Raw genomic sequence first — 20,329 nt, forward strand, 5'->3', positions numbered from 1 at the left:
TTTAATTTGCCAGCAAAGGTTCGATGTCCTCGGCAGGCATAGGTTTATAGAAGTAAAAACCCTGAAACACCGTACAGCCTTTTTCAGTCAAAAAATTAAGCTGCTGGATGGTTTCCACGCCTTCGGCCACCACCTCAAGCTCCAGATTGTTAGCCAGACTAATAATGGTGGCGCATATTTGCCCATCCTCGACAATACTGGCGCATTCATCGACAAACGAACGATCAATTTTCAGTACGTCAATAGGTAAACGTTTTAGATAATTCAGCGACGAATAGCCGGTACCAAAATCATCGATAGAAATCTTGATCCCCAGGCCTTGCAATTCATCCATTGCCCGAATGCAGTGTTCAATATCGGTTACCAGCACCCCTTCGGTAATTTCAAATTCCAGTCGGCTGCCCGTTATCTGATACCTGTCCAGCGCTTCACGTATAAAGGGTAACAAGGTATCCGAAATCAGCTGCTTGCCAGACAGATTAATCGATATCGGGATCGGCGCTATTTGCTGCTGTTGCCAATGCTGCATTTGTGCCAGCACCAGTTGAATCACTTTTTCGCCAATGCTGATGATTAAATTGGATTGCTCGGCCAACGGGATAAACTCGGCTGGCGAAATAACGCCTTCGGTAGGATGGGTCCATCGGACCAGCGCTTCCAGCCCGACAATATGTCGGTCGTGGTCTACTTTAGGCTGGTAGACCACCGAAATCTGTTGATCGGTTAGCAGTGCCTGACGCATTTCCTGTTCAAAGTTGAATTCGCGCGCAGACTGATTGGCCATCTCCTGTTTAAACAGCTGATAGTTGTCCCTGCCGTTTTGCTTGGCATGATACATGGCAATATCGGCTTGTTGCACTAACTGTCCGGCTTGCGTCTTGTCCACCTCGGACAAGGCAATACCTATGCTGGTAGGAATACTGATTTCACGCCCCTGCAGTTCAACCGGTTCGCGCATCACGGTTAAAATTTCTTGTGCCTTGTTCTGCACAAAATCAACTGTCACCCCTTGCTCAATCAAGATAACAAACTCATCGCCGCCCCAGCGGGCGATAACATCACTCTGCCGCGTTACCCGACTTAATCGGCTTGCTACTTCTCTGAGCAAATCATCGCCTGCATTGTGGCCCAGCGTGTCATTGATTTTTTTGAAACGATCCAGATCCATAAAAAACACCGCCAGCAAGGTATTGGAGCCTTCAGGTTGGCGGATAATACGATTCAGCCTGTCGATGAGATAGGTACGATTGTATAGGCCGGTCAGCGGGTCACTGTAGGCCATGCTTTTCAGTTTATCCTGCAACTTCTGCTGCCGGGTTACATCACGTACATGAAAAGTAAACTCGTTTTTCAGCTCGCCGCCCAACTCTGCGCCGGTAATGGTAATTTCGGCCGGAAAAATATCACCGGAACTGCGACATAAATGAATTGAGTTACGCCGGTTACGCAACAATCCCTGAGAAGCAGAAAACTTGTGCGACAGACTGTCCCTGATATTCTGCTGCTCGGATTGCTGAACGAACAGATCAATAAAATTCAGACCCTCGACCTGATGTTTAAGGTAGCCAAACATCTTTTCCGCTGAAGGATTAAATTCCAGAATGCAGCCGGTTAAATCAATACTGACAATGCTGTCCATCGCTGAATTCAGGATAGCGCTTTTGCGTTGTTCGCTGGCTTTAAAACTGCTAATCGCATCGTCGCGTTGGGAAATCTCGGTTTTAACCCGCTCAATCACCTGATTGTATTGCTGGGCAATTTGCCCCACTTCAGTAAAAGGTTCTACCGGAACGGATTCTATAAAAGAGCCATCCTGCTGTTGTTTATGCATAGAACCCAGCAAATCGATTAATTCGGTCGATGCCCGATGCTCGGATATATTCATACCCAACATTTCATTTTCGGCAGAAACCCGTAAGGCGACAAAATAATTAACCAGCTTTAACAGCATGTATCCCAGTGCGAAGCTGCACAGATTGATCGCCACAATTCCGATCAATTGCACCGACAACTGTTGCATGCGGGTTAAACCGGTATCCAGAATGGTCAGGTCACCAAACAGCGCGACGGCTAGCGTTCCCCAAATCCCGGCAAACAGATGCGTCGGAATAACACCCAACGCATCATCTAGCTTACATTTTTCCAGCAACGCGGTACCTGCGTACAAAATCACCCCGGCAACCATGCCAATCACCGCTGATTGTGCCGGACTCACCGCATGACAGTTAGCGGTAATGGCAACCAGTCCGGCCAGAACACCGTTGAGTATAAAAGTCACATCGGCAAAACGATGAAAATAGTAGTGAACAAGGCTGCTGGTAACGCCACCCCAAACTGCTGCCAAACAAGTATTAAGAATAATAACCGGCACCTGATCGGTGAAAACTAGCGTACTGCCGCCATTAAAACCAAACCAGCCTAACCAGATTAGCAAGGTACCCAACACCGACATAGGCAAATTGTTCCCCACCGGTAGCTGGGAACGGGAATCAAAGCGGCCAATTCTGGGGCCGATGATCATAATGGCGGCGAGCGCAACTGCGCCACCAACCGAATGCACTACCGTCGAACCGGCAAAATCAATAAAGCCCATATGTTGCAACCAGCCGGGATTATCCTGATTATATGCACCAGACCAGGCCCAGTGGCCGGTTAGGGGGTAAATTAGGCCACTCAGTATGGCAGTGACCCAAAGATACCCTCTGAATGTCATTCGTTCAGCAACGGCCCCTGACATCAAGGTCGCCGCAGTGCCACAAAACATAAGTTGAAAAATAAAGAAGCTGACTTGGTAGGCGGAATGATTCTCGCCAAACAAAAAGTGGCTGGTTCCCCATAGTCCGTAGTACGAGTCACCAAACATCAGGGCAAAGCCGAACAACCAGAACATAATGGTAGAAATTATAAAATCGGTAATGTTTTTCGCGGCAACATTGATGCTGTTCTTGCTGCGAATTTTGCCGCTTTCAAGGCATAGAAAGCCAGCTTGCATCAGGAAAACCAGAAAGGCAGCGGTTAACAGCCAAGAGTAATCCACCTACTTCTCCACTAAGGTTTGATGGAATCCAGTTTGCAAGAAAAATCACCTAAATACAAAAATTTGTGCTTGAAATACAAATGGTTATCTATTTGTTAATCAGTCGTTCTTAAAACTAACAAATACCAGGAGCCACTCAACCAACAGCAGACGGATTGTTAATCTGAAAAAGGTAGAAGACCGCCATAAAAAAGCCGGTCAGATGACCGGCGGAGTTTGGAGAATAAAACCGAATTAAACTCTTTTACGTCTTAACAATAACAACGCACCTAAACCGAACAAAGCCAACATACCCGGTTCTGGTACGGTTCCATAGGTGAGATTGTCATAAGTAACCTGGAAATCGTGGCTTTCATTTTTTGCGTTCAAAATCACATCACCAAAGTAAGTGGTTCCGCTGGTTGTTTCTGAATATACCAGCGCACCATTAAGGTAATAATCCACACCACTGCCATTTAATCCAAAAGACAAGGTATTCAAGCCAATGTTAAAAGCCAGATCATTTTCCGGCCAACCCCCATTTGGGCTATCAAAACCGGAATCATAGGCAGAAAATCCGCCGTCCTGGTATTCCAGAATGGCGTAGTTAACGATCGCATCACTCGAGTCGTAACCTACAGCCCAGATACCCGCATAACGATTGTAGATATCGTTGAAATTCCAGTCTTGCTCTACATACATATCAATAGACAAGAATGTTGATTGACCGATATCCAGCTTCATCCCGTGGGTATCATAGAAAACACCGTTTACATTGGGAGCATCGTCTCCTTCAATGGTCATTACCAATTCATTGTTAACGATCTCAAAGCCGTTAGGTACAGTTCGATCACGTTGCCATGCCGAAAGATCATCACCATTATTAAATTCATGGGTTACCAATCCAGCCGACGCTGTGCCGGATACAACTAACATTGCTGCTGCAAAAATATTTTTTATCATTTTTAAGTTCCTTAATTTCCCAACTTTAACTAGCACTATCGTTCCAGTTAACAAAAGCAAAAAACACACCAATGCAATAAAATGTTTATTATTCAATATGTTAGATATAAATATCAGACAGAATAATACCTTGGTGTAAAGAAACTCGACAATATATTGCATACAAATCAATCAATTAGCTAAGTGATGTACAAATTCAGCGATTATTCGCTTGCGTGCTGAGGATCCATCGTTTTATACAGATTTTTGATTGTGCCAGCCCAGATAGTCGGTACAATCCTATGTATCTGTCCTGCGACAATCTGGTCCAGCATCGGTTTTACTCCATTTACCAACAAGCAGTAATACAACACTATGGCTCCAAAAGATTACGTTTCCCGCGGCAAATCCGCTGCTCCATCCCAACCGGAAAAACCGCCATTGCCCTGGTTGCGAATTGTTATTACCACAGCACTGATTGCCGGTTTCGGCTATTTTTTATGGTCAATAAAGGGGACTTCTCCACAAACCGAGCAGAAAAAAGACGTTATAGCCACTCAACAACAAGTTGATCCCCTGCCTGAAGTCCCCAAAGAAGAGTGGGAGTTTATTGATGCACTGGATCACCAAAATATTGAAGTGGATGTGCCAGAGCCAAAAGAAGACAGCGATCCCCGCCCGTATAAAATGCAATGCGGTTCGTTCAAGTTAAAATCTCAGGCTGAAGAAATGAAAGCCAAGCTCGCCTTTGGCGGACTTGAAGCCGACGTCAGTGCATCCAACGGCAAGAACGGTTTGTGGTATCGAGTTGCAGTAGGGCCAATTGAAGACAAGCGAACGGCCGAGCGCAAGAAACACCAGGCCCGCAAACTAGGTATTGCAACCTGCCAGATTTGGCGATGGAATTAATCGCCACAGAAATCAGCCTTGAAATAGCCACGGGTCATCCCTACATACTGAATATCAGTTACACCGCCTCAGGATCGACAGATCATTGTGCGGTGTTTTTTTCAGCGTAGGAATAATTATGACCACTATTGTATCTGTCAGACGTGGTAACCAGGTTGTCGTCGCCGGAGACGGCCAAGTTTCTCTGGGCAATACCGTGATGAAAGGTAACGCTCGCAAAGTACGCCGCTTGTACCACGATAAAGTGTTAGCCGGATTTGCCGGGGGCACTGCAGACGCCTTTACCCTGTTTGAACGTTTTGAAGCCAAACTGGAAGCCCATCAAGGCCATCTCACCCGCGCTGCGGTGGAGCTGGCCAAAGACTGGCGCACCGATCGCATGCTGCGCAAACTGGAAGCCTTATTGGCCGTTGCCGATCACACCGGCTCACTGATTATCACCGGGAATGGTGATGTAGTTCAGCCGGAGAATGACTTAATTGCGATCGGCTCGGGCGGCCCATTCGCTCAGGCCGCCGCCACCGCCTTATTGGAAAACACTGAGCTTTCAGCCCCGGAAATAGCGGCTAAAGCCCTGACTATTGCCGGCAATATCTGTGTTTTCACTAATCAACATCAAACAGTTGAACAACTGGATTACTAAGAGACTTATTCATGTCTGAAATGACCCCAAGAGAAATCGTTCACGAACTGAATCGTCATATTATTGGCCAGAACGATGCCAAACGTGCCGTGGCGATTGCCTTGCGTAATCGCTGGCGCCGTATGCAACTGGCGCCTGAGTTACGTCAGGAAGTCACCCCCAAGAATATTTTGATGATTGGCCCCACTGGTGTGGGCAAAACCGAAATTGCCCGTCGTCTGGCCAAGTTGGCCAATGCGCCCTTTATCAAGGTAGAGGCAACCAAATTTACCGAAGTCGGCTATGTGGGCAAGGAAGTCGACTCGATCATTCGTGATCTCACCGATATGTCAGTGACCATGACCAAAGAACAGGAAATGGCCAAGGTCAGGTTCCGTGCTGAAGAAGCCGCCGAAGAACGTATTCTGGATAAGCTATTACCACGCCCCGAAAACAATTGGGGTGACAAGGAAGAGATTCAGGACAAAGGCACTCGTCAGGCTTTTCGCAAAAAATTGCGCGAAGGCCAGCTGGATGACAAGGAAATCGAAATTGATGTTGCCCTGCCGCAAGTGGGCGTCGAGATCATGGCCCCTCCTGGTATGGAAGAAATGACTAACCAGTTACAGGGAATGTTCCAGAATTTGTCCGGTAACCAGAAAAAAAGCAAAAAACTCAAAATCAAAGACGCCTTTAAATTGTTGATTGAAGAAGAAGCCGCTCGGCTGGTGAATCAGGAAGATTTAAAACAGAAGGCAATTGATCTAGTTGAACAGAACGGCATCGTATTTATTGATGAAATCGACAAGATCTGTAAGCGCGAAAATGCCGGTGGTGGCGATGTATCCCGTGAAGGCGTGCAACGTGATTTACTGCCGCTGGTAGAAGGTTCTACCGTGAGCACTAAACATGGCATGGTCAAAACAGACCATATGCTGTTTATTGCCTCCGGCGCGTTCCAGATGTCCAAACCCTCGGATTTAATCCCCGAGCTACAGGGCCGGTTACCGATTCGGGTTGAACTTAGTGCGCTTTCCGCCGAAGATTTTGTGCGAATACTAACCGAGCCGAATGCCTCGTTAACTGAACAGTACAAAGCGCTAATGAAAACCGAAGGGGTTGATATCACCTTTGCCGAAGATGGTATTCAGCGTATTGCTAACGCCGCGTGGCAGGTAAACGAGAAAACCGAGAATATTGGCGCACGCCGTTTACATACGGTAATGGAAAAATTGATGGAAGAGATTTCTTTCGATGCATCCGAAAAAAATGGCACGGTCGTCCATATCAACGCCCAGTACGTTAATGACAAACTCGACTTGCTGGTAGATAACGAAGATCTGAGCCGCTTTATTCTGTAATACCGCAATATATTTCCCCTCAATGCCGCCTTTTCAGGCGGCTTTTTTGTCTGACTAAAATTTTTTTTAAGCTAACTGCTATGATTATTTTTAGGCACTTTGTGATATTCATGATATATCGCTCCACTGTAATAAAAGATAATCAGGTTATAACTAAGTGAAAACAACTCTAGGCTGGCGTGAATGGGGCTCATTGCCCGAACTGGGCATTGATGCGATTAAAATGAAGGTAGATACGGGTGCCAAAACTTCCTGTCTGCATGCCTTTAATCTGGAACCTTTCGACAAGGACGGAGAACTGTGGATAAAAATCTTTTTGCATCCCTACCAGAATGACGACGAAACCGTGCACCAGTGCGAGGCTCGGGTGATCGACCAACGCAGTGTACGTGATTCCGGCGGACATCAGGAAGTACGCTATGTTATTGAAACCCAACTACAATTAGCCGATCAGCTCTTCCCTGTGGAACTGACCCTGACCAATCGGGACAGCATGAAGTTTAGGATGCTGTTAGGTAGACAAGCAATGCTACACAGGTTTATCGTAGATCCAGCCGCTTCATACTTAATTCAACAACAATAGGCCCTAACATGAGAATTGCTGTTCTATCCCGCAATGCCAATCTGTATTCTACCCGTCGACTCAGGGAAGCCGCTATCGAACGTGGCCATGAAGTACAAGTCGTCGATGCGCTGAAATGTTACATGAACATCAATATGCAAACGCCTTCGGTGCATGTAAAAGGTCATGAGCTTCCTCATTTTGACGCGATTATTCCGCGTATTGGCGCTTCGGTGACGTTTTACGGCACGGCGGTATTACGCCAGTTTGAAATGATGGGCGTTTATCCGGTTAACGAATCAGTGGCGATTACCCGTAGCCGGGACAAGCTTCGATCATTGCAGTTGTTATCTCGCAAAGGGATTGGTTTGCCGGTGACCGGCTTTGCTAACCAGGCCAGTAATATTCCTGATCTGATTGAAATGGTCGGTGGCGCTCCCTTGGTAATTAAACTGCTTGAAGGAACTCAGGGCATCGGTGTGGTATTGGCCGAAACCCGTTCTGCCGCAGAAAGTGTTATCGAAGCCTTTATGGGTCTCAAAGCCGATATTATGGTGCAAGAATATATTCGTGAAGCCGGTGGCGCGGACATTCGCTGTTTTGTGTTAGGTGACAAAGTCGTAGCAGCCATGAAGCGCCAGGCCAAAGCCGGCGAGTTCCGCTCCAATCTGCACCGCGGTGGCACGGCCACAGTCGTGCGTTTAACCCCGGAAGAGCGCAGCACTGCAGTACGTGCAGCCCGCACCATGGGGTTGAATGTAGCCGGGGTGGATATTCTGCGCTCCAATCATGGCCCGGTGGTGATGGAAGTCAATTCTTCGCCCGGTCTGGAAGGTATCGAAGCCGCCACTGGCAAAGATGTCGCCGGAAAAATCATTGAATTTATTGAAAAAAACGCCAAAGCCAGTAAAACCCGTACTCGTGGAAAAGGATAGTCATGACGCGTCGCGCTTCTTTTGAACTTGCCGAAAAAATTATACCTGCCGGCAAACAGGTTTCAGTCAAAATTCCCGCCGTTCGCCTATATACCGATACGCCGATGGACCTTCATGTCGAAGTTTTCCACGGTGTAAAAGACGGGCCGGTGATGCTGGTATGTGCCGCAGTACATGGTGATGAGCTCAATGGCGTGGACATCTGTCGCCGCTTGATCAAAAAACTCAATCCCAAACGTTTGCATGGCACCGTGATGGTGGTGCCTATTGTCAATGTATTCGGTTTTATCCAGCAAACCCGTTATTTGCCAGACAGAAGGGATCTGAATCGTTGTTTTCCCGGATCGGATCAGGGCACGCTAGGCTCAAGGCTGGCTCATCTTTTTCACAGTCAGCTAATGTGCAAAGCCAGTCATATTATTGATTTGCATACTGGTGCTATCCACCGCAGTAACATGCCGCAGATCCGCGCCAATATTAAAGATCCGGTGGCGTTAAAAATGGCCGAAGCTTTCCATGTACCCATTATTTTACACGCCAAGGAGCTAGATGGTTCGGTACGTGCCGCCGCCAGCAAACTGGGCAGCTCGGCGATTATTTACGAAGCGGGCGAAGCACTGCGTTTTGATCAAACCGCGATTAAGGCCGGCCTTAACGGCGTGCTGAACGTGATGAAAGAATTCGGCATGGTGCAACGTCGTGGCAGTCGGGTGAAATTCGAGCCACTGGTGGCCAATAGCAGCCAGTGGGTCCGCAATGAAAATGACGGGGTCATTATCAATCGTATCCAGCTCGGCGCGCGTGTCAGCAAGGGCCAGATCCTCGGTTATTCCGCTAGCCCCCATGGTGAAATGGAACAACCTATACGCTCGCCGGTAGACGGCATGGTGATTGGTTTATCCAATATTCCGGTCGCCAATGAAGGTGAGGCGTTATTCCATATCGCCAAGATCAGTACCGAACAGATCTCCGAGGCTGGTGAAATCGTTGATTCCTTTATCGAAGACTTTGATAGTCGGGTGCTTTAATACTCTTTGCTGACGCTAAAGAAAGTTTTGATTTTGTAACAATGCCCTAATTTACACAATAGCATCAGCAAAATCAGGTAATTCATGCTGCCTCCACCAGGATTAGGACTGCCAGACCTGGGTGGAGATGGCGGTAGAGAAACGTTATTGGAAGACTTAGACGGATCAAGAGGAAAAGCATCCTCTGAGTCACTGACTCCATCATTATCATCATCGGTATCTGTATTGTTACCAATACCATCTCCATCAGTATCTACTGATTCATATGGATCTAAAGGAAAAGCGTCTGCCTCATCCAACACACTGTCGTTATCATCATCAGTGTCAGCATCATCAGTAATACCATCTCTATCAAAATCATTTATATCAATTGTGCCGGCTGAAATACCGTCAATTTTCTCAAAAGTATATATAGGCCCTATACGATCCCCACCTAAACCAAATGAAACAGGAAGATCATACTCACCACCAGTTACCCATATATTGCCCTCTTTATCTAATGCAAATGTGGCAATTTCATTTGACCACACTTCTATCCAACTATATTTATTGCCTACCTGAGTTAAATTAGGTGTGGCATTCATCCCTCGACCTAAGGCTGAAGGAACATACTTTCCTCCCATAGTCCACAATGAACCATCCTTCTTGACTCCAGCAAAATGCCATTCATCCATAGCCATGGATTTCCAGTTATCTGCCTCTAAAAGAATCGGCTCATATACTTTTTCATCTGGTGCGCCATCAAAAACAACCCCTGGGTATGTTCCCCAGCCAAATATTTGCCCATCAACAAGTAATGCACTTCTAAAGGAAGTTATTTGCAAGCCAGACTTATGTCCCTCTAAAGGAATCTCCGCAATATACCCGGACAACTGGTTTCGCCCCAGATTACTATAGTAATTGCTGCCCCAAGAAAAAAGTTTGTTATTTTGAGTTATCGCAACAGTCGCAGCACCATCGGTTAAAACTTCCTGAACTCCATACAATGGTTGAAGCTGAATAGGCATTCCTTCACCAGGTAGAAACTCTTTTCTATTGGTTAAGGAATCATGGAAATTATTTCCCCAGCCCCAAACACTACCATCCGATTTAGTCAATACGACGGGTGTAAGTTCATGCCCACGATCTCCATAACTACTAACTGTTCGCCAATCATCACTTGTTCCTATTTGCCTGAACTCCAATATTTGTTTTTGGGTTACGGGATCATAGCCTGCAAACCATAACGTGCCATCTTGTTTAATTGCGATAATATCCCTACTAAACGCTATATCTAGCCATTCTTTTTTATCAAATGGGGTTGGCTGGTAAACAAACTCCTGGACACTCGGATCAATACCAAGTCCTAAATAACTATTACTTCCCCACACGAAAAGTTCGCCATCTTGTGACAAAAAAGCGGTTCGGAAACGGTCTGAAACAACCTTTTGTTTAATCGTTACCTTCGGAGCTTCAGAAAATTGCTTAATGATCACATTAGCCACTTCAGAATGCAGGCCGTCTTCACCAATAACATAAAAACTAAAACTGTCGGATTGAAAACTGCTATGAGCGGTATAGGTGACCTTGTCAAACAATGGCCATGCAAGAGAACCATGTTGTGGTTCATCGACCATAGTGACTGTCAGTGTTTCACCATCATCGATATCATAAAATGGCAGGAGACGGGTGATAGACTCACCGGGTTTGACATACCACACTACTTCATTCTGCGTCTGAGTAGGATTATATACTGAACGTTTAACGTTAACCTGAATGGTTTTCTCAACCGAATATTCACCGTCGGTATAACCTATTACTACTTCAGTCTGCCCTATATTGAGCCGTTCATGGGCAATATGTAAATTCAGTTCCCCGTCATCGTTTGCGGACACCTTTAGTTGTTCTATCAACGCTAAATTTTTTGAATAAACGTATATTCCCTCAACACTAACGTTTTGATCATCCACAATGGAAACGGGGACTAATGTTGAAGACTGTTGGTCTAATTCAATCTCAGCAGGGACATTCAATGTGGGTGGCCGATTTTCATAACCGGTAATAAACAAGGTAAATTGTTGCACTGTTTTGTGGTTTGTCGCTTGTTCAGTAGCCGATAGCGCCAGAGTTACGGTTTGGTTTTCCGCTGGAATATCTGATAGTTCGATGGTGTATCGCTCCGATGTCTCAGAATTCATAGCCACTATAGGAGGAGCCATACCGGAATATTCTACAACGGCTATTTGGTAATCGAAACCAGCTGGCAAACTAAGTGTTTTCTGGAAATTTTGCTGACCTTGTTTAATTTGTATGTTGTTAATCAGTGGTAAGGCCCATTCTGGATTGGGGCTAGCGTAACCGCTTCTGACTAAACTTTCAGGGCTGGATATATTGTCCAGTAATTGGGCATTAAGTGCCGTAACGGAGTAGCAGTAGATCGTTTCTGCAGTGACATTGGTATCATGAAAAAACGCTCCGCTAACGACAAATTCATCCCCATAGACCGGATAGCTGCATAACGGACCGTTGATACCGTCCACATCAGCAATACGTCTCTGCACTCTATAACCCGTCGCATTTTCAACGGTCGTCCAGCTCAAATCTATTGAATTAGTTTGCTCGCCTTGACTGATTGAAGTGATAACCGGAGCCGACACACCATAAAAGTTAGCTAGCGTCAGCCCGGAAAAATTTAATTGTGCAGCGTTATTGCTCGATTCAGTTAGTGGTTCCGATTTGCCGGTAGGATAATCATTGAACCTAATCTCAGGATTGGAAAAATGCGTAATGGTATCGCAAAATTTGTATGGGTTATGATCATTACATTCGTTGTCGTAGGACATAACGGTTTTAAATTCGTTTTCCAAATCCACATAACCATAATTTGATGTATCAGCGCTTCCACCATTTTCCACATAACGATCATGAGCCGCACCAAAATTGTGACCTAATTCATGTGCGGTAACCAAACTACCGGTACATTGTGCTGCGGTCGTGCCGTAGCTATAATATTTATCCGTTCCACCATCCGGATACGCAGCATACCAAGCTCTTCCACAAATTCCTTCAAGGCGATCAACATACATATGAACTAAATCCGCCTGATACTTGGCACGGATACTATCGATATTGGCAAAAGGCCCAGTCTTATTGGCTAACTCATATATATCTTGGCCATACTCGATAGTTAGCTCATCTACCTCAATTTTCGCCACGATGGAAACACTGGCATTGATATCACTATTATCAAATGCCTGATTAGTATCCATAAATTCAAGATCGATAACATCCAATAAATCAGGTACAAGCTCAAGTGCCTGACGCGTATAATAAACCAACACACTGACATCCGCGCTAGTGGTGAAACCGTCATTGTTTTCTGAATAAAGAGGTAATTCCAGATTTTGTTGACTGACGTCTGCCCCGGATTTTGCCTGTGGTTTATCGCGCACATCATCTGGATTAAGAACATCGGTGCCGGTTTTGGCTGGTGGGCTAAACTCACTGATCAGAATATATCCGCTGGACTGAGTCCGTAACTGAAATACTTTACCCTTATGACGAATATTACCGGTCAATTGTCCTTTGTTGGCAATTAAATTTACCGTGCTTAGCGGTTCACCAATGATTTTGCCTTGCCAAACAATTTTGCCATCTTGTCTGGTAAAATAGTTGTCTACCTCGGCATTAACAATCTCAGCATCAAACAGGTCAAATTGTAACTGTGCAGCCACATGGGGCTGTCCTATCTGACCTTTCGCCGCCAAAAATAAAAAGGATGAATCGTAGCGGACCAATTGATGGCGAGCGCTGTGCTGTAATACCTGCTCATTGATTGATATTGTGTTGCCTTTCGCCGCATGTATCGGATTTAGCAGTGCCGAACTAGCACTTAATGAATACATAAAGGCGATAATAGTCGCTAATAGTTGAAGTGTATTTTTCATTGCGTCCCTGCGAATAATTACAATATTTTTGTAATTAGCCACAATACTTAATTAACTGTTTTAGTTCAATAATTCTTATTTAGTATGGCAAGCTGTGATTAGGAATCGTCGATGTTAATCCGCCCCTAATGCGGAATAAATCATTTTGGATCCAGTTGTTCAACTGATTCATTGCAAATATTAGATACTCAAATTAAAAAATGCTTGACCCTAAAGTACGCTTTAGGGTTTATCCTTATACCACATCGAATACATGACCTAGCATTCATCGAGTGGTGGATAAATGAATAATCAATTTTACCGGATTGGTGAGTTGGCCAAACAAACCGATATTAGCGTCGAAACCTTGAGATACTATGAATCAAAAGGGCTGATCAGTGCGGCACAACGCACTGAATCAGGCTATCGTTTATATAGCAACGCCGATGTGCAGCGCCTTAATTTTGTCTTGCAGGCTAAAAAGGTCGGCTTTTCATTAAAAGAAATCGACCAATTATTGAATTTGCAGGTAGAAAAAGACGAGCATACCTGTGAGGAAGTCAAACAGGTTACCGGCAATAAAATCGAAGAAATTGAACAAAAAATTCATGATCTCAATCATATCAAACAAGCATTACAACGATTGCATCAAGCTTGTTGTGGTGGTCAGGAAAGCGCAGTCAATTGCTCTATCTTACAATCTCTGGAGGATCCTGAATTTTCAGGACAAATAAAATGAACATAGCCGTAGAATTTATCAGCCACTTTACCGAGCTTTTTATTGAGTCAGCCCCCTGGTTGTTATTAGGTTTACTGATTGCCGGGATCATGCAATGGCTGGTCCCCATCAGTTTATTACAGAAACAGCTAGGCAAAAATGATGCGTCGTCGGTGGTTAAAGCTGCGTTGATTGGCGCACCTTTGCCTTTATGTTCCTGTGGGGTGATCCCTGCCGCAGTGGGATTGCGTCGGGCAGGCGCATCCAAACCGGCTAGCATTGCCTTTTTGGTTGCCACTCCGGAAACAGGAGTTGACTCGATTTCTGTTTCCTATGCGCTGTTAGGTCCTTTTATGGCAGTTATTCGCCCTGTAGCCGCCATTCTTAGCGCAATTTATGCTGGTTTGTTGGTGATGCTGGTGGATCGGGCTGAAAATAGCACAAAATCGTCCGTTGTTATCAACCAAAGCAACGGCAGTTGTTGTGCCAGTCAGCAGGCTAAACCTGTCGAAAAAAGTTGTTGCGCCAGTGAGCCACAACAGGTTAAAAAAAGCTGTTGTAGTACCCAAGCTGAACAGACTAAGTCTATTAGTCTCGGTCAACGTTTACTCAACAGTATCAGTTTCGCCAGTGGCAAATTGCTACGTGATATCAGTGTCTGGCTGTTAATTGGTCTGGCGATGGCAGCTTTGGTCAAAACCTTGGTACCGGTTGACTTCTTGACTCAATGGGGCGGTGGATTTATTGCCATGGCGGTTATGGCGCTGATTGGTATTCCGATGTATATCTGCGCTACAGCCTCAACTCCCTTAGCATTGGGTTTTCTGGCCGCGGGTGTATCTCCCGGCGCGGTATTGGTGTTTATGTTAGCGGGACCGGCGACCAATATTTCAACCATGGGCATGATCCACAAAGAACTGGGTACTCCGGTATTGCTCAGCTACCTGTTCAGTATATTTACTGCCAGTATTGGCTTTGGCTACTTAACCAACTGGATAATCGATTACTTCCACATTAGCGTTGTCACCGATGCAATCACGCAACATGGACATGAGCAGTCATGGCTATATATATTATGCGCCCTGTTGTTAGCTGCACTGATGTTAAAGAACCTGCTGCGCTATCTGAATATGCGTTTTCAACAGCCGGCAACAGACAGTCTCTAAAGTTATCCAGAGCGAAGGTTAACCTAACTTGGGGTAGCGGTTTAATAACCGCTGCACTGGTTCCGGGTAAATGACCTGGTCCCAAAGGGCTTTGCATAATTCCCGCGTATCGCTCCAGCGTCTGGCTTTGATCCAGTCCACCAGTAAATTCACATCCTGCGGGAAAATCACCCGATCAGTCCCCGGTTTGACCAGCCATTTATCCAGAATGTCGGTATCCAGAACATCCATGGTGCTGCATAAATCCAGTTCCAGAAGGGTCAACACATTAGAGAGTTGCTCAAATTGACCATGCAGCGGCTTGATCAGCAACTTTTTACCTAACATCAAGCATTCACTGGATAATTCAAATCCACCGTTGGCAATCACCCCTGCGCTGTTAAGCAAGGCTTCCCGGAATCCCAGTTTAGAGGTTTTGCGCCATTGGATATTGTCATCATCAAAATCCTCATCCAGATCAGGATGAAAACAGATAAAGCGGCGCTCACTAATAGGATTAAGGAATTCTCCGATATCTTCCAGACTCTCAAAAGGCAGATAGACCAGATACTGGTCACTGGTTACATTTTGGCTTAATTGAATATCAATTAACGGCGGTAACAGGTTAAAGCCGAAATGATGCCAGTGCACCCCGAGATTGATATCACAGGGCGCAAAATACTTGAGCAGCATGCGGTTCATCACATTATCACCCTTCTTCGGCACAGCATGATTAAAGGCCGCCTGATGACTGATAGAAATAGATGGAATTCCCTGTTTACGAGCCGCCCAGGCCGAAATAGGCTCAAAATCGTTAAGCACTAAATCATATTCTGATAGATCCAGTGTGTTGATATCACTAAAAAACTTGCCCAGTTTAATGGCTTTAAATGTTTGCCAGTGATCAATAGCACCGTGGCGGGTAATAAAGGATAGACCGTTGCGATGTTGAAAATCGCCAAACACTTCCATATCAAAATATTTGTCTTTATCACGTCCGCTAAACAGATAATCGACTTGAATATCATCCCGTTGGGCAAAGGCATTAGCCATTACCCGAGCACGCGTAATATGGCCATTACCGGTCCCTTGTATCCCGTAAAATATTTTCATACTGCTCAACTATAAAAGAATCGAAAGACTGATCAGTGAAATGCTTTCACCTAGTATGGCACCGACAATAATATCGCTGGGATAATGCACACCGAGCAACACCCGCGAGATACCGATTGTAGTTGCCCAGATATACACCAGCGGCGCAATATCCGGATAAAAACTGGCCAATAGCGAAGCCATTAAAAAGGCGGCGGCGGTATGTCCGGATGGCAGACTGAATTTATCCGATGGCGCAATATGGGCGGTAAAGTTACTGAACAGATCGCAAGGACGCTGTCGTTTGAACGCTTTCTTGAGGATCACATATAACGGCAATTCCATTGCGTAAGCCAGTAAGGCAGAATAGAGCAAGATCGTGCCCTTCTCCTGCTCGAAATACCAGATAGCCAAGGCCACAAGCAAGTAAAGGTAACCGTCGCCGGTTTTGGAAACCAGACGAATCGCGTTGCAATTTCTGCCCGCCGTTTTATTAAACATCCAATAAAAAAGCTGCGTATCAGTACGTGAGAGCAAATTCATATAAGAATACCTCTAACTCGTTGTCCACATGCTAGGGGTGTTTTTTGAAACAACTGTGACAGTATCAAGAAGCTTTGATGACAATCTGTACAATCCCGGCCGAATAACAGTAATTTCATTTGAGGCTTTCAACTGTGCCGTTTCTGGCAGTATACTCATGGCTGAATAGTCTGATTTAGGGATCACCATGGATTACAACACTTCTGAGCTTTGTGATTTATTTACCGATAGTGTCGATGTCGTCGAACCCATGTTTGTCAGCTACGGTGGGCGCAGTTCTTACGGCGGTGAAATCACTACAGTAAAATGTTTTGAATCCCGAGGCCTGATTGAGCAAGTTTTACAGCATCCCGGTCAGGGTAAGGTGTTGTTAATTGATGGTGGGGGCTCCACACGTCGCGCATTAATTGACGCCAATCTGGCACGTCTTGCCCTGGAAAATGAGTGGGAAGGCATTGTCTGCTATGGCAGCGTGCGCGATATCGATTCATTAGAAGACATGGATATTGGCATCCATGCGGTGGCCGCTATTCCGGTTGGCGCTGATTTTGAACCTAATGGCGAAATCGATGTGGCAGTCAACTTTGGTGGCGTGACATTTCTACCTGAAGATCATCTCTATGCTGACAGCACAGGTGTTATTTTATCGCCAGAGCCTTTGGACGTCGAATAAACTAATCTCCCACACCAATGTCAGCTTGCCTGCTTTCTTTTAATCAGACTCAACTGGATGCTTTGCTTCACCCCCGCCCGGGAGAAACCCGGCTGGGCGAAACAGTCGGGCTGTTGTCCTCCGAGACAAGCCTGGAAAATGCCTACCAGCAAGGATTTAAATTTGTACTGGTTGGTATTCCTGAAGATATCGGTCCCCGAGCTAATTTGGGCAAAGGAGGCGCCGACAAGGGTTGGTTGGCGTTTCTCTCCTACTTCCTCAATTTGCAGTCCAATACCTTTCTAGGCGGGAATGATATTTTACTGCTGGGGCAGATTTGCTGTGACGATCTCGACGGCGAAAACATTGAATCCCTGCGTCTCGCCTGTGAGGAACTGGATCAGCGGGTTACAGAGGTATTAAAACAATGTTTTGCTGCAAGTTTGATCCCCATCGTAATTGGTGGCGGGCACAATAACGCCTTACCCATTATCAAGGCCTGTCAGCAGATCGCTCAGCACCCCCTTGCTGTGGCAAATCTGGATCCTCACGCCGATTTTCGTCAGCCGGAAGGGCGCCATAGCGGCAACCCTTTTCGTTATGCTTATGATGCTGGCTGGTTAAAACGCTATACAGTGCTCGGGTTACATGAACAAAAAAATTCGCTGTCAGCGCTTAATGCCTTACGCCATGCTGCTTTCCCGTTTTACAGCATTCAACGCTGGAAATGGCGTCAGGAAATTCATCTCGACGAAATTTTAGAAAAGACAGCTGAATATCTGACTGCCGAAAATTTGCCTGTTGGTCTGGAACTGGATCTGGATGCCATTGCAGATATGCCGTCTAGTGCCGTTACCCACTGCGGTGTCAGTAGTACAGATGCCTTACACTATATTGATCGGCTAGCCAGTTTAGATAATGTGCGCTATTTGCATCTCGCCGAAGGTGCGCCTGAACGCCATCCTGCGGGAATGACGGCAGGTAATCAGATAGTGGGCCAAATGCTAACTGAACTGGTGTGTACCTTTATTAAAGCCCGAGAACGCTAGGTTTTAGCTCAAAACACGTAGCTGGATTTATTCACCCTTCGACTGCCATTGTTCACGAGTAATTTTGTACAACACATGCTCGGCCAATGAATGCCCTGCAGGGACCTTGGGATTAATAAAATTCTGCTGCATATCATGCATACCGACTTTTTGCATCACCCCCTGAGAGGGTAGGTTCTGTACTGCGGTAAAAGAGAATACTTGGCTTAATGCCAATTGGCCAAAGCCGTAATCCAGGCAACATCGAGCGGCTTCACTGGCATAGCCTTTCCGCCAACTGTGCTTAGCCAGCCGCCAGCCAATTTCTACTCCCGGTTCTACCGGCAATATATCGGGAATAGGCTGCATACCGACAAAACCGATAAAATCGCCCTCTTGCTTACGCTCCACAGCCCAAAATCCCCAGCCTCGCTGATCAATTCCCGCCTGATAGCGCAGGATCCCTTCATCACTTTGTTCAGGGCTAAAAAACGCAGGGAAAAACTCGGTCACATCAGGATCGGCGTTTAATTCGGCAAAAGGTTGGCGATCGGATGATTGCCATTGGCGTAATATCAAGCGTTCGGTTTGTAATGACATAGTTGTTTATCTAGGACAGCTTAACGGGCACGCCATTTTGCCACATTTTGCTCAGTGTATGGTTACCAATCTGATAAGCCAGTTGATTAGGATGGCTGATATCCCAACACAACAGGTCTGCCTGCTTGCCCACTTCAATACTGCCAATTTGATTATCCATTCCCAGTGCTCTAGCAGCATTGAGGGTTACGCCTTGTAAAGCTTCCTGCGGCGTCAGTGAGAACAGGGTACAGGCCATATTGATCATCAAGGGTAAATTACAAATGGGCGAGGAGCCCGGGTTAAAATCAGTGGCAATCGCCATCGGTACTTTATACTGGCGTAGCAAATCAATCGGCGGCTTCTGGGTTTCTTTTAAATAATAAAAGGCACCGGGCAGTAAAGTCGCGACAGTACCACTCTCGGATATCGCTTGCACCCCCACTTCATCCAAATATTCAATATGATCGACCGATAGCGCATTAAAACTGGCTGCTAAGGCGCTGCCGCCCATATTGGTTAATTGCTCAGCATGCAGTTTAACTGGCAAACCGAGTTGTTGCGCTTTGTTAAATACCCGTCTTGTGTGTTCAAGCGTAAAACCTATCGATTCGCAAAATACATCTACTGCGTCGGCTAACCCTTGCTCTGCAACCTGCGGTAACATATCGTCGCAGAGCATCTGGACATAACCATCCGGATTGCTTGAATATTCTGGCGGTAGCGCATGAGCACCCAGAAAAGTGGTTTTCACCTTCATCGGTAGATATTTTTCCAACTGCCGCGCGACTCGCAACATTTTTAGTTCGGTTTCAAAATCAAGGCCATAACCTGATTTGACTTCGACACAGCTAACCCCTTGTAATAACAGGGTCTTTGCCCGCTGGATTGCCAAGTCTAACAGTTCCGTTTCGGATGCGGCGCGTGTAGCAGTTACAGTGCGCTGAATGCCTCCCCCGTTAGCAGCGATATCTGCATAACTTACACCCTGCAAACGTTGTTCAAATTCATCGGCGCGATTACCGGCAAAGACCAGATGAGTATGACAATCTATCAGTCCTGGCGTCAGCCATTGTCCGTTCATCGATTCGGTCGCTGGCGCGTGGCTAAATTGAGGCAGCTCACCTTGCGCGCCTATCCAGCTTATTTTGCCATTTTCAATTGCCAATGCTGCGTTTTCGAGAATCCCGTAAGACTGGTCATTATTAGCCATGCTGGCAATGTTGACATCCAGCAGCAATTTTTCTGCATTAACCGTTAGCGTCATATTTTGTACTCTTCTACCATTATAT

17 protein-coding genes are annotated in these 20,329 nt (G+C 45.9%); 10 read left to right on the top strand and 7 right to left on the bottom strand.

All coding sequences use genetic code 11. The features are described from left to right. Position 1: 1 nt before the first annotated feature. Positions 2 to 3,037 (bottom strand): ammonium transporter, encoded by a 3,036-nt coding sequence (amt, locus tag V1467_RS18515; RefSeq protein WP_416306459.1) that lies wholly within the window; start codon positions 3,035 to 3,037, stop codon positions 2 to 4. A gap of 234 nt (positions 3,038 to 3,271) precedes the next feature. Beyond that, on the bottom strand, positions 3,272 to 3,979 hold the full coding sequence (locus V1467_RS18520) for a PEP-CTERM sorting domain-containing protein (RefSeq protein WP_416306460.1): 708 nt from the start codon (positions 3,977 to 3,979) through the stop codon (positions 3,272 to 3,274). A 354-nt stretch (positions 3,980 to 4,333) separates the two neighbouring features. Here V1467_RS18520 and V1467_RS18525 point away from each other — a divergent pair, with 354 nt between their 5' ends. The 6 genes from V1467_RS18525 to V1467_RS18550 all read left to right on the top strand — a co-directional run bounded on the left by V1467_RS18525 (position 4,334) and on the right by V1467_RS18550 (position 9,375). After that, positions 4,334 to 4,867 (top strand): SPOR domain-containing protein, encoded by a 534-nt coding sequence (locus V1467_RS18525; protein ID WP_416306461.1) that lies wholly within the window; start codon positions 4,334 to 4,336, stop codon positions 4,865 to 4,867. A 118-nt stretch (positions 4,868 to 4,985) separates the two neighbouring features. After that, the gene (hslV, locus tag V1467_RS18530) at positions 4,986 to 5,510 is read left to right on the top strand and encodes an ATP-dependent protease subunit HslV (RefSeq protein ID WP_416306462.1); all 525 of its coding nucleotides are present in this window, start codon (positions 4,986 to 4,988) and stop codon (positions 5,508 to 5,510) included. Between the two features lie 11 nt (positions 5,511 to 5,521). Next, entirely contained in the window at positions 5,522 to 6,850 is a 1,329-nt protein-coding gene (gene hslU, locus V1467_RS18535) for an HslU--HslV peptidase ATPase subunit (RefSeq protein WP_416306463.1), read from the top strand. A gap of 157 nt (positions 6,851 to 7,007) precedes the next feature. Then, positions 7,008 to 7,433, top strand: coding sequence for an ATP-dependent zinc protease (locus tag V1467_RS18540; RefSeq protein ID WP_416306464.1), 426 nt, complete (start codon positions 7,008 to 7,010; stop codon positions 7,431 to 7,433). A gap of 8 nt (positions 7,434 to 7,441) precedes the next feature. Further along, complete coding sequence (gene rimK, locus V1467_RS18545; protein ID WP_416306465.1) at positions 7,442 to 8,347, top strand: 30S ribosomal protein S6--L-glutamate ligase; 906 nt, start codon at positions 7,442 to 7,444, stop codon at positions 8,345 to 8,347. Positions 8,348 to 8,349: 2 nt separating this feature from the next. After that, positions 8,350 to 9,375, top strand: a complete 1,026-nt coding sequence (locus V1467_RS18550) for a succinylglutamate desuccinylase/aspartoacylase family protein (protein WP_416306466.1) — start codon at positions 8,350 to 8,352, stop codon at positions 9,373 to 9,375. On the opposite strand, the gene V1467_RS18555 is transcribed toward V1467_RS18550, so the two are convergent. Next, complete coding sequence (locus V1467_RS18555) at positions 9,372 to 13,301, bottom strand: M12 family metallo-peptidase (protein ID WP_416306467.1); 3,930 nt, start codon at positions 13,299 to 13,301, stop codon at positions 9,372 to 9,374. The genes V1467_RS18550 and V1467_RS18555 overlap by 4 nt on opposite strands. A gap of 283 nt (positions 13,302 to 13,584) precedes the next feature. Between V1467_RS18555 and zntR the strand changes: the two genes are divergently transcribed. Both zntR and V1467_RS18565 read left to right on the top strand, forming a co-directional pair. After that, complete coding sequence (gene zntR, locus V1467_RS18560; RefSeq protein ID WP_416306468.1) at positions 13,585 to 14,019, top strand: Zn(2+)-responsive transcriptional regulator; 435 nt, start codon at positions 13,585 to 13,587, stop codon at positions 14,017 to 14,019. Next, on the top strand, positions 14,016 to 15,164 hold the full coding sequence (locus tag V1467_RS18565) for an SO_0444 family Cu/Zn efflux transporter (RefSeq protein ID WP_416306469.1): 1,149 nt from the start codon (positions 14,016 to 14,018) through the stop codon (positions 15,162 to 15,164). Before zntR ends, V1467_RS18565 begins: the two co-directional genes overlap by 4 nt. A gap of 18 nt (positions 15,165 to 15,182) precedes the next feature. Here the strand turns inward: V1467_RS18565 and V1467_RS18570 are convergent, their stop codons facing one another. Further along, positions 15,183 to 16,256 (bottom strand): MJ1255/VC2487 family glycosyltransferase, encoded by a 1,074-nt coding sequence (locus V1467_RS18570; protein ID WP_416306470.1) that lies wholly within the window; start codon positions 16,254 to 16,256, stop codon positions 15,183 to 15,185. A 9-nt stretch (positions 16,257 to 16,265) separates the two neighbouring features. Next, positions 16,266 to 16,778 carry a phosphatase PAP2 family protein gene (locus V1467_RS18575; RefSeq protein ID WP_416306471.1) on the bottom strand — a complete coding sequence of 171 codons (513 nt, stop codon included), beginning with the start codon at positions 16,776 to 16,778 and terminating at the stop codon, positions 16,266 to 16,268. Positions 16,779 to 16,965: 187 nt separating this feature from the next. On the opposite strand from V1467_RS18575, the gene rraA reads away from it, so the two are divergent. Next, positions 16,966 to 17,451: a ribonuclease E activity regulator RraA gene (rraA, locus tag V1467_RS18580; RefSeq protein ID WP_416306472.1), complete on the top strand. Its 486-nt coding sequence runs from the start codon at positions 16,966 to 16,968 to the stop codon at positions 17,449 to 17,451. A 17-nt stretch (positions 17,452 to 17,468) separates the two neighbouring features. Beyond that, complete coding sequence (locus tag V1467_RS18585) at positions 17,469 to 18,479, top strand: formimidoylglutamase (RefSeq protein WP_416306473.1); 1,011 nt, start codon at positions 17,469 to 17,471, stop codon at positions 18,477 to 18,479. Between the two features lie 27 nt (positions 18,480 to 18,506). Here the strand turns inward: V1467_RS18585 and V1467_RS18590 are convergent, their stop codons facing one another. Together V1467_RS18590 and hutI are read right to left on the bottom strand one after the other, a co-directional pair. Continuing rightward, positions 18,507 to 19,058 carry a GNAT family N-acetyltransferase gene (locus tag V1467_RS18590; protein ID WP_416306474.1) on the bottom strand — a complete coding sequence of 184 codons (552 nt, stop codon included), beginning with the start codon at positions 19,056 to 19,058 and terminating at the stop codon, positions 18,507 to 18,509. A gap of 10 nt (positions 19,059 to 19,068) precedes the next feature. Next, positions 19,069 to 20,304, bottom strand: coding sequence for an imidazolonepropionase (gene hutI, locus V1467_RS18595; RefSeq protein ID WP_416306475.1), 1,236 nt, complete (start codon positions 20,302 to 20,304; stop codon positions 19,069 to 19,071). Between the last annotated feature and the right edge of the window lie 25 nt (positions 20,305 to 20,329).

Origin of the sequence: Neptunicella plasticusilytica (genome assembly GCF_047922965.1) — a bacterium.
GTDB classification, from domain to species: Bacteria; Pseudomonadota; Gammaproteobacteria; order Enterobacterales; family Alteromonadaceae; genus Neptunicella; species Neptunicella plasticusilytica.

Coding starts and splice junctions, on each gene's coding strand:
- V1467_RS18520 (WP_416306460.1), bottom strand. CDS start 3,979: ATGATAAAAAATATTTTTGCAGCAGCAATGTTAGTTGTATCCGGCACA.
- zntR (WP_416306468.1), top strand. CDS start 13,585: ATGAATAATCAATTTTACCGGATTGGTGAGTTGGCCAAACAAACCGAT.
- hutI (WP_416306475.1), bottom strand. CDS start 20,304: ATGACGCTAACGGTTAATGCAGAAAAATTGCTGCTGGATGTCAACATT.
- rimK (WP_416306465.1), top strand. CDS start 7,442: ATGAGAATTGCTGTTCTATCCCGCAATGCCAATCTGTATTCTACCCGT.
- V1467_RS18590 (WP_416306474.1), bottom strand. CDS start 19,058: ATGTCATTACAAACCGAACGCTTGATATTACGCCAATGGCAATCATCC.
- rraA (WP_416306472.1), top strand. CDS start 16,966: ATGGATTACAACACTTCTGAGCTTTGTGATTTATTTACCGATAGTGTC.
- V1467_RS18585 (WP_416306473.1), top strand. CDS start 17,469: ATGTCAGCTTGCCTGCTTTCTTTTAATCAGACTCAACTGGATGCTTTG.
- V1467_RS18565 (WP_416306469.1), top strand. CDS start 14,016: ATGAACATAGCCGTAGAATTTATCAGCCACTTTACCGAGCTTTTTATT.
- V1467_RS18570 (WP_416306470.1), bottom strand. CDS start 16,256: ATGAAAATATTTTACGGGATACAAGGGACCGGTAATGGCCATATTACG.
- hslU (WP_416306463.1), top strand. CDS start 5,522: ATGTCTGAAATGACCCCAAGAGAAATCGTTCACGAACTGAATCGTCAT.
- V1467_RS18555 (WP_416306467.1), bottom strand. CDS start 13,301: ATGAAAAATACACTTCAACTATTAGCGACTATTATCGCCTTTATGTAT.
- V1467_RS18550 (WP_416306466.1), top strand. CDS start 8,350: ATGACGCGTCGCGCTTCTTTTGAACTTGCCGAAAAAATTATACCTGCC.
- hslV (WP_416306462.1), top strand. CDS start 4,986: ATGACCACTATTGTATCTGTCAGACGTGGTAACCAGGTTGTCGTCGCC.
- V1467_RS18575 (WP_416306471.1), bottom strand. CDS start 16,778: ATGAATTTGCTCTCACGTACTGATACGCAGCTTTTTTATTGGATGTTT.
- V1467_RS18525 (WP_416306461.1), top strand. CDS start 4,334: ATGGCTCCAAAAGATTACGTTTCCCGCGGCAAATCCGCTGCTCCATCC.